Origin of the sequence: Actinotignum sanguinis, from assembly GCF_030230305.1 — a bacterium.
Classification (GTDB): domain Bacteria; phylum Actinomycetota; class Actinomycetes; order Actinomycetales; family Actinomycetaceae; genus Actinotignum; species Actinotignum sanguinis.
In genome coordinates this window covers 1-9,833 of record NZ_JASPCQ010000027.1, presented here as the reverse complement: position 1 = coordinate 9,833, position 9,833 = coordinate 1, and the positions used below count along the sequence as shown (strand labels likewise).

Genomic DNA, 9,833 nt, shown 5'->3' with positions numbered 1-9,833 from the left:
AATCCCCGCCCAATGAGGGCGAAGGTGGGTTGCCCGCTGGCGTCATCGAGGAACACTTCACGCACCGGCCCGATTTCCGCCTCGGAGCGGTCATAAGCGGTGGCATCCAGGACGTCTTGGACGGTGCTGTTATCAGCCATATGCGCTGTGCCTTTCTGGTAGAAAATGTAGAAGCTACGTGAGTTTGCCGAAGCTAGCCGTGCACGGGTAGTGGTGACACACTTTCAGGTTACCGTGATGCAGGTCATATAGCTGGGTGTTTAGCTCACGGAATAACTCTGGCTCCTGGCTGTGCGGTACCCTCATCCATGATGCAGGACGGGAAGAAGGGAAACACATGGGGGATAACGCCGCATGGCCGGCGATCCGGCTGGGTGATCTGACTTTGGCCACGCCGGTGATGCTCGCGCCAATGGCCGGGGTGACCAACCCTCCTTTCCGCCAGCTGTGCCGTGAAGAAGCCGAGGCGGGAATCCGGTGCGCAACGGGCGCGGGAAATGTTCCCGAAGTCGCGCGTCCAGATACCAGCCACGCTGCGGGGGTGGATACCAACCACGCCGTGCGCCCGGATACGAACCAGGCCGAGACCACGGGGGAGGGGCAGGCCTCGGAATCTCATGCGTCCGGCTGCTACGCCCCGGCCGGACTGTGGGTATGCGAAATGATCACTTCCCGCGCGCTGCTGGAACGCACCCCGGAAACCATGACCATGATCCAGCCCGATCCGAGCGATCCGGTGCGTTCCATCCAGCTCTACGGGGTGGAACCCAAGGTGGTAGCCGCGGCGGTGCGGCTCCTCATTGATGAAAACCGCGCGGACCATATCGATATTAACTTCGGCTGTCCGGCCCCGAAAGTCACCCGTAAGGGTGGGGGTTCGGCACTTCCGTGGAAACTGGATTTGTATGAGGACCTGGTGCGCCAGGCCACCGAAGCAGCTAACCTCGCGAACCGCGGGCGCGATCACGCCGTGCCTATCACGGTGAAATTCCGGGTGGGGATTGACGCCGCCCATGAAACGTTCCGGGATGTGGCCCGTATCTCTGAAGACTACGGGGTCGCTGGGCTCACCTTGCACGCCCGCACCACCGCCCAGCACTACGCAGGCCACGCGAATTGGGATTATATTGCCGAGCTGGTGGAGTCCACGGATCTGCCCGTGTTCGGTAACGGTGATGTTTTCGACGCCGCAGATGCCGCCGCGCTGCGCGCCCATACCGGATGCGCCGGGGTGGCAGTCGGACGCGGCTGCCAGGGGCGCCCCTGGATTTTCTACGATTTGGCCGCACTCATGCACGGGGCCACGGTGCAGCGCCGCCCCTCCCTGCGGGAAGTTGCAGCGATTATTGAGCGCCACGCCCGCCTCTCGGTGGAGCATTTTGGGAGCGAAAATAAGGCGATGCGAGAACTGCGCAAGCACATCACCTGGTACCTCAAGGGTTTCGCGGTGGGCGGGGAAACGCGCCATGCGCTCGGCCTGGTCTCCACCCTGGAGGAACTGCACGAGCGCCTCCAGGGGCTGGACCTCGACCAGCCCTATCCGGCCGCCGCGGAAGGAAAACGCGGGCGCGCCGGAGGGGAGAAGCGCCCGCATCTGCCCGAAGGCTGGCTTGATTCGCGCGAATTAACCCCGGAACAAGCCGCCCGAATCCACGAAGCCGAACTCGATATTTCCGGCGGCTAAACCGGCCGCGGTGCGGTGACTGCGCGTACTACAGTGCGGTGACTGTGCCAGCCGCGGTACGGCGGCGCAATCGCCCGCTCTACCCGCCAGCACCGCACTGCTCGCAGGCTTGGTACTCTCTAGCTGTGACGGATTTATTTGGGGCGGCCGAAGTCTACGGGCCTGATGACCGCGAACGGTGGGTGCACGAACCACCCAAATCGCGTTCGCGTACCGATTTTGAACGTGACCGTGCGCGGGTGCTACATTCCTCGGCGCTGCGCCGCCTCGGCGCGAAAACCCAGGTGCTCGGGCCCGAATCGGATGATTTTGTGCGCACTCGCCTCACCCACTCCCTCGAAGTTGCTCAAATTGGGCGTTCTTTGGCGAAAAATTTCGGGTGTGATCCGGATATAGTGGAAACTGCGTGCCTGTGCCACGACCTCGGCCACCCGCCTTTCGGGCATAACGGGGAGCGGGCCCTCGCGGAAGTCGGCGCGGATATCGGCGGTTTTGAAGGCAATGCCCAGACTCTGCGTATCCTTACTCGCCTCGAGCCCAAACGCACCACCCGCACCGGGCGCCCGGCGGGCCTTAACCTCACCCGCGCCACCCTGGATGCCGTGATCAAATACCCCTGGGGTAATAACGAAGGTCCGGGCGGCACCCCGAAATTCAATTACTATCGTGATGACGCCGATGTTTTCGAGTGGATCCACGGCGCGCACGGGCACAACCGCTGCGTCGAAGCTCAAATCATGGATCTGGCTGATGATATCGCCTATAGCGTCCACGATGTTGAGGATGCGATCGCCCGCGGGTTCTTCGATCCTTCCTGCCTGACCGATCCGGGCGAACGCCAGAAAGTCGTGACCGATACCCTCGCCTGGTACGGCGAACCGAGCGCGGGCGAGCTTTCCGATGCCCTTGACCGCCTGCTGCGCGAGGAAGCTTGGCCGGTGCACTTCGGGGGTAATTACCGTGACTTTGCCCGCATGAAAGACCTTACCTCCGACCTCATCGGGCGTTTTGTTTCTGCCGTGTGCCAGGCCACCTGGGCGCAGTCCGGGCACGGCAAATTGGTGCGCTACAACGGTAACGTCGTCGTGCCGCCAGAAACTTTTGCCGAAATCACGGTCCTGAAAGGGATCGCGGTGGCTTATGTCATGGCCCCGCGCGAGCACGAACCGCATTACGTGGAACAGCGCGCCATTATTTTTGACCTCGTCGAGGCACTTCTGGATAATCCGGCCGAATTGGAGCCGCACCTGGCGGAACTGTGGGCGAGTAGCGATAAGGACGCGCGGCTGCGTTTGGTGATCGACCAGGTCGCTTCGCTCACCGATCTTTCCGCACGGCAGTGGCACGCGCACCTGTGCGGAATGCTGCGCCACTAGGCGTGCGGTGGCAGTCACGCGCGAGGTGAATTGTGGAAGCGCGCGGTCCGTACGTGCACGGCGCCGCGGCCTCGCTTAGACTAGGCGGCATGGCCGGGCTCATCAAAAGGGAAGACATCGATCGGGTGCGCGCCGCGGTGCGGATCGACGACGTCGCCTCTCAGTACGTGGCCCTGCGCCCCGGTGGAGTGGACTCGCTCAAAGGCCTGTGTCCCTTCCATGATGAGAAAACTCCATCGTTCCACGTGCGCCCGAATCTGGGGCGCTGGCACTGCTTTGGCTGCGGGGAAGGCGGAGACGTTTTCGCTTTCGTGCAGCGCGCTGAGAGTATTGACTTTGTCGAGGCGGTGGAGCTGCTGGCGCGCCGCGCCGGGATTGAGCTGCATTATGAGGGCGCGCGTGAGCGCAAGCCGGGGGAGCCTTCCAAGCGGCGGCTGATCGATGCCCACCGGGTTGCTGTGCAGTTCTATCGCGCTCAATTCGACAGCCCGGAGGCTGCCCCGGCCCGCACGTTGCTAGCTGAACGCGGCTTTGAGCGGGCGGCCATCGACCATTTTGACTGCGGTTACGCTCCCGACTCCTGGGACGCTCTCTATACGCACCTGCGCAGCCACGGTTTTTCCGACCGGGAAATCGAAACGGCGGGCCTGGCCACGCGCGGCAACCGCGGGCTTTACGACCGTTTCCGCGGGCGCCTTATGTGGCCAATCTTCTCCATTACTGGTGAACCCATCGGCTTCGGGGCGCGCCGCCTCGGGGCGGACGACCGGGGGCCAAAATACCTCAATACCCCCGAAACACCCATCTACAAAAAATCGCAGGTGCTTTACGGCCTCAACCTCGCGAAGAAAGAGATCGCGGCCTCGCGTTCCGTGGTGATCGTGGAGGGCTATACGGACGTCATGGCCGCGCACCTGGCAGGGGTCACGACGGCGGTGGCGACGTGCGGTACGGCTTTCGGGGCCGAGCACGTGAAAATTGTGCGGCGCTTGCTTGGCGACGGCGCCAACCCGGCCGCCGGCGTGGTGCTTTCCTCCGGGAAGGCCTACGGCGGGGAAGTTATTTTTACGTTCGACGGCGATAGCGCCGGCCAAAAAGCGGCTCTGCGTGCCTTCGGGGAGGATCAGGCGTTCGCCACCCAAACCTACGTGGCGATAGCGCCGGATAACCTGGATCCCTGCGATGTGCGGCTCCAGCGCGGCGATGAGGCACTGCGGGATGTCATCGCCGGGCGGCGGCCCCTCTTTGAGTTTGCGATTCGCTCCCTGATCGAGGATCTTCCGCTCACCACCGCGGAAGGGCGCAGTGCCGGGCTACGGGTGAGCGCCCCGATTGTGGCCGGGATTCGGGATCGGGTGCTGCGCGGGGAATACACCCGAAATCTGGCCGGCTGGCTCGGTATGGATGAGCATGTGGTGCGGCAAGCGGTGGCGGAGGCGGGGCGCCAGGGCCGGGCCCAGGCGCGCGCGGTGCTCGAGGCTGCTAGTGAACACACCGATAGCGCTCGCGGTGCAGATAGCCGCTACGGTGCAGATAGCCTGCACAGCGTGGAAAACCGCTACGGCGGATTATCAGACTATGCTGGCGGTGCGGTGCAGCCGGGGAATGCGGCGGCGTCGTACCAGGGAGCGCCGCAGCAGGGGAGCGCACCCGATGGCGGTGCGCACCGGGCGGCGACCTTGCCGCCGGTGCCTGAGCTGCGTGATCCTACCGAAAAAGTGGAGCGGGCCGCGCTGGAGATTTATCTTCAGCTTCCGGCTTTTGCGGCGCGGGCGGAGATGGATAATCTGCCCCCGCATACCTTTACCCATCCGGTGCACCACGCCATCCACACGGCGATTCGCGCGGCGGGGGGAACCCGGGTATTTGCGGAGCGTTTCGCGCAGTTGACCGGCGCGGGTATGGATGCGGAACACGCTGAACCACAGGCGAGTGCCGCCTACGTGGAGGCGGTGATCGCGGCCGGGGGGCCGGAACTGGCCGGGGTGATATCCCAGCTCGCGGCTGAACCGCTTCCCGAGACCGATGTGCAGCGCCTCCCGCACTATGTGTGGGGGATTGCTCTGGCGCTTATTCGGCTGGGCGTGCTGCGCCAAATTGAGGACGTGCGTTCCGCCCTCCAGCGCACCAACCCGGAGGATACCGCCTATCAGCAGCATTTCGCTCGTCTCATGGAACTCGAGGCGCAGCGCCGCACCTGTGAGGAACGGATGGAGCTGGGGTAGCTAACCCTAGCTACCCGGCTGAGTGTTCTCAGAATTCTTTGGCTCCTAGAGAACGCGAGATCTTTGCTGCGGTTTGCTTGACTTGGGGAACCAAGGCAATGACTTCGTCCATACTTTTCTCCAACGTTAAGGTAGTGATTGATAATGCGTGGTTAACGCGTCCAAGATGGTTCCTAATGGGGACGGCAACGCACCGAATCCCAGGCACGTTCTCCTCGTCGTCTATTGCGAATCCGCGCTCGCGAACTTTGTCTATTTCTTTTATCAGTTCGGCAGTTGTCGAAATAGTTCGGGGCGTATGTTTAGGGAGTTGCATATCGGCCACGTAACGAATGATTGCCTCATCCTCTTCCTCGGCGAGGAAACACTTACCGATTGAAGTCGAATGGAATGGAAGTCGATCCCCGATTCGTGATGGTATGCGGTACGGGGTATCAGTTTCTTGTATTGCAACATAAACGGCGTCTTTACCGTTCCTCGCCCCAATGTGTACTTGGCACCCGACTTCGCGTGCAAGTTGTCGAATATAGGGTTTTGTCTGTTGAGAGATGTCGATTCTTTCGAATGCTGTGGCGGCGAGCGACAAAGCGGCCGGTCCGGCGTAGTAGTTTCCGTCAGCACTTACCGCAATGAACTCGTACTTCACCAAGGTTTGGAGAAGCCGATGCACACTAGATTTTGCCAAGCCAGTAGCGTTAACGATGTCGGTAAAACGTGGATGTTGCAGTGCAGCTTGAAGAACAATAAGAGTTTTATCGGCTGCGCTCGGGCTCTGTTTGGTACTCAAGAGAAGAACCTTCTTCTAGATTAATACGGACCACCAGTTCCATTTTATGGAACTTAATTGTAGATGGTTGGCTGTTGATTGTGCGCGTTTTCTTACGGTTCCTAGAGGAACGAAACTACGATTCAAAAACTTTGAGGGCGGAGTGAGTCAGCCCTTTTCTATTTTAACGTCAAAGTATTATTCTCTGTCAGTTAAGGTGAAGTTGCAATTCGTAAATGTGAAGTGTGTCATATCTAAATGCTTAACCCGCGTATTTGCACAGTTTTACGTACTGGACGCGAATATAGGCTGCGAAAGGTCCTAGGATAGTTCCCCAAATGGGACTAGGGTTCATGACGTGGAACTTCCACGGTGGGTAACTAAAACAAAGGAGTTTACTCGTGAGTAAGATTACCGGCGTAAAAACGTACGATTTTCGATTCCCCACATCTAACACGCTCTCCGGCTCGGACGCGATGAATCCCGATCCTGACTACTCGTCAGCGTATGTAGAAATTTCTACTGACGCTGATGATGGAATTTTTGGTGTCGGGTTTGTGTTCACCATCGGTCGTGGAAATGATGTTGTTTGCGCGGCAATGAACTCAATGTCTCACACACTTGTTGGGCGCAATGTTGAGGAGCTGCTCGACAATATGCGGCTCGCGTGGGATCTGCTCGTAGGCGACTCCCAGCTGCGGTGGCTTGGTCCGGAAAAGGGTGTGGAGCATATGGCCATTGGCGCATTGCTCTCAGCGCTTTGGGATATTAAAGCTAAGCGTGCTGGAAAGCCTTTGTGGCGCCTGCTGGGCGAGATGGAACCCGAGGAATTGGTTGCAACCCTCGACTTCCGTTATCTCTCTGATGCGCTTCGCCCTGAAGAGGCTATCGAATTCCTGAAAGATGGTCAGCGTGGTAAGCAAGAAAGAATTGCCAATCTTCTTGAAAATGGCTATCCCGGGTATTCCACTGCCGCGGGTTGGCTAGGATACTCCGATGAAAAGATGGTCTCGCTGTGTAAGGAAGAGACCCAAGAAAAGGGCTTCAAGCTTATTAAGCTGAAGGTGGGGCGCCGCGTCGAGGATGATATTCGGCGTCTTGGGTTGGCTCGTGAAGCTATTGGTCCTGACGTGAAGTTGGCTGTTGATGCTAACCAGGTGTGGGACGTTCCTGACGCGATTTCTTGGATTAATGAATTCCATGATTTCGATTTGGCTTGGGTGGAAGAGCCGACTTCGCCGGATGATGTGGTCGGACACGCCACTATCGCACGCGCTATTAATCCGATTCCTGTAGCGACTGGTGAACATATGCAGAACAGGATTATGTTCAAGCAGTATCTCCAAATGAACGCGTTTGGAATCATGCAGGTTGACGCGACCCGTGTCGCTGGTCCGCAGGAACTGGTCATTGAATACCTGCTTGCCAAGAAATTTAATAAGCCTGTTTGCCCGCACGCTGGCGGTGTCGGCTTATGTGAAGCTGTGGCGCATTTTGCAATGTTTGATTATGTTGCTGTTTCGGGAACTATGGAGAACCGATTGATTGAGTATGTCGATAACCAACATGAGCACTTTGTTCACCCGACGGTCATTAAGAATGGTAACTACATGCCGCAAACGGCTCCCGGCAACGGTGCTGAGATGACTCAGGAAACCGCTGAAAAGTACCTCTACCGAGGTTAGTTTTCCCGGGAAAACAAGTTCCACTGCCGCACGCGGACTAAATAAATAGCTGTCGCTACTTGCTATTGGTTAATCCATTTGGATTACCCGCGTGCGGCAGTGTGAATGCCGCACTCGTCAGAAAAAGGAAATATAGATGAATGCTTTATTTGTAGGTGTGAGTCAGTTACAAAGCTCAATACCCGACGGATTACTACCTTTCGCTCGAGATATCCCGGAAGTAAGCCTTAACCCGGCGGCGCTTCTCATCAGTATTGTAACTGGTGTTGCCATCCTCATTATTTTGGTTAGCTGGGCGAAAGTTCACCCCTTCCTGGCAATTATGCTCGCGGCCCTGATTACCGGAATTGGTTCTGGGTTCGGACTAATGAACACGGTCCACGCTTTCCTTGACGGCTTTGGGGACACGACTAAAAGTGTCGGTATCTTAGTTGGTATCGGTGCAATGCTGGGTGCGGTTTTGATGGTAACGGGAGCGACCGGCGTTTTGGTTGATGTTCTGATTTCGAAGTCTTCTCGTAAGATGCTCCCTTGGACTATGGCTCTCATTGGGTCTCTTATTGGGTTGCCTCTATTCTTCGATGTTGGACTAATTATTATGGCTCCGGTAATCATCATGGTTACGCGGAAATCTAAGATGCCACTCATGATGATTGCGATGCCCGCTTTGGCAGGTCTTTGCGCAATGCAGGCACTCGTTCCTCCACACCCCGGGCCCACCGCTGCTCTCCAAACCTTTGAGAATGGTTCCATGGGCATCACGATGGGTATGGGCATTGTCCTTGCTATTCCTCTCGTTATTATCTGTGGACCGCTGTTTGCGAAGTACTCAACGCGTATCGTGCCGCGCGGCGCACCGGATACTTTTGCGATGGGGGATAAAGCGGATGGTGACGAAGGGCGTCGTAAGCCTTCCTTCGGGCTGTCTTTGCTTTGCGTCACTATGCCGGCCATTCTTCTCTTGATCACTTCAATTATCATGATGGTCCGCCCTGACCTTCACGATTCCAAGGAAATGGGCGCCCAGATTTTGCAGTTCATCGGCAACCCAGAGATTGCCCTGCTGATTTCTCTAGTATTTGCATCTCTCACGCTTTTCGTTACGACAAGATACCCTTGGGAAAAGCTCAACGATGAAGCTGGAAAATCGTTGCGGCCCATCGCTGGAATTGTGTTTATTCTCGGTGCTGGTGGCGGTTTCAAGAACCTTCTGATTGATACCGGCATCGGAGACATGATCACTAAGTTTGTGGAGAACACAAATATCTCGATCATCTTGATTGCTTGGGTTATTGCGGTGTTTGTGCGTGTGGCCACAGGGTCTTCAACGGTTTCGGCGATTACTACGGCAGGCATTCTGGAGCCGACTGCCACAGCACTCGCCTATGATCCAATCCAAACAGGTCTTCTCGTTCTTGCAATTGGTGCGGGGTCGTTTATTTTCTCCTTCGTAAACGATGCGGGCCTTTGGTTGGTAAAGGAGTACTTCGGATTTACTCTTCCTGAGATGTTCAAGACCTGGACGGTAATGACATGTCTGATCTCCATCGTTGGGCTAGTTCTGGTTTGGGGTCTTGGACTCTTCCTGTTGTAACATACAGTTGAAGATCTAAATTAGTCCTAACGTATCGGGGCTATCGCTGGCCGGCGTGTTCAAAAAATCAGCGCGCCGGTCAGCTATGTTTCCTACGGAAACTTATTGTCTTCTAGTGTTTTGCGTTGGTATGGAATCACATTCCTCCTGTTATCGTTCGAAGTAAGTCGCAATGGTGCGTGAAACATGGAAAATGGGTAGCTGTTATTGCCTAGACCTGAAAGGGGTTGGAATGTTTTCTGGTGTGTATTGCCCGTCGGTCACGTTGATCGATGATTCGGGTGCGATTGATTATCCGGCGATGGCTGCCCATATTGATCGTCTTGCCGAGTCCGGGCTCAACGGGGTGCTTTTCTTCGGTTCGATCGGGGAGTTTTTCTCCTTTGCCACCGAGGAGAAGGCCGAGTTCTTGAAGTTTGCGGTCAGGCAGGCCGCGGGGCGCTTCCAGGTGTTGGCCGGGGTGAGTGCGGCCCGGCTGGGTGAGGTGCTGGAGAATATCGCCG

Annotated in this window: 7 protein-coding genes; 6 read left to right on the top strand and 1 reads right to left on the bottom strand. The window is 57.3% G+C overall.

Annotated features, from left to right (window positions below; all coding sequences use genetic code 11):
* Positions 1 to 337: 337 nt before the first annotated feature.
* The 3 genes from dusB to dnaG all read left to right on the top strand — a co-directional run bounded on the left by dusB (position 338) and on the right by dnaG (position 5,285).
* Entirely contained in the window at positions 338 to 1,684 is a 1,347-nt protein-coding gene (dusB, locus tag QP828_RS08725) for a tRNA dihydrouridine synthase DusB (protein ID WP_274733227.1), read from the top strand.
* 125 nt (positions 1,685 to 1,809) lie between these two features.
* Positions 1,810 to 3,060, top strand: a complete 1,251-nt coding sequence (locus tag QP828_RS08720) for a deoxyguanosinetriphosphate triphosphohydrolase (protein WP_274733228.1) — start codon at positions 1,810 to 1,812, stop codon at positions 3,058 to 3,060.
* 89 nt (positions 3,061 to 3,149) lie between these two features.
* Positions 3,150 to 5,285, top strand: coding sequence for a DNA primase (gene dnaG, locus QP828_RS08715; RefSeq protein WP_274734866.1), 2,136 nt, complete (start codon positions 3,150 to 3,152; stop codon positions 5,283 to 5,285).
* Between the two features lie 28 nt (positions 5,286 to 5,313).
* Here dnaG and QP828_RS08710 read toward each other — a convergent pair whose 3' ends face one another.
* The gene (locus tag QP828_RS08710) at positions 5,314 to 6,072 is read right to left on the bottom strand and encodes an IclR family transcriptional regulator (protein WP_274734865.1); all 759 of its coding nucleotides are present in this window, start codon (positions 6,070 to 6,072) and stop codon (positions 5,314 to 5,316) included.
* Between the two features lie 380 nt (positions 6,073 to 6,452).
* Between QP828_RS08710 and QP828_RS08705 the strand changes: the two genes are divergently transcribed.
* From QP828_RS08705 to QP828_RS08695, 3 genes are all read left to right on the top strand, one after another.
* Entirely contained in the window at positions 6,453 to 7,736 is a 1,284-nt protein-coding gene (locus QP828_RS08705) for an enolase C-terminal domain-like protein (protein ID WP_274734863.1), read from the top strand.
* 136 nt (positions 7,737 to 7,872) lie between these two features.
* Positions 7,873 to 9,330 (top strand): GntP family permease, encoded by a 1,458-nt coding sequence (locus QP828_RS08700; RefSeq protein WP_274734862.1) that lies wholly within the window; start codon positions 7,873 to 7,875, stop codon positions 9,328 to 9,330.
* A gap of 232 nt (positions 9,331 to 9,562) precedes the next feature.
* On the top strand, positions 9,563 to 9,833 hold a 271-nt coding region (locus QP828_RS08695; RefSeq protein WP_284891576.1), incomplete at its 3' end, for a dihydrodipicolinate synthase family protein.

Coding starts and splice junctions, on each gene's coding strand:
- QP828_RS08700 (WP_274734862.1), top strand. CDS start 7,873: ATGAATGCTTTATTTGTAGGTGTGAGTCAGTTACAAAGCTCAATACCC.
- dnaG (WP_274734866.1), top strand. CDS start 3,150: ATGGCCGGGCTCATCAAAAGGGAAGACATCGATCGGGTGCGCGCCGCG.
- dusB (WP_274733227.1), top strand. CDS start 338: ATGGGGGATAACGCCGCATGGCCGGCGATCCGGCTGGGTGATCTGACT.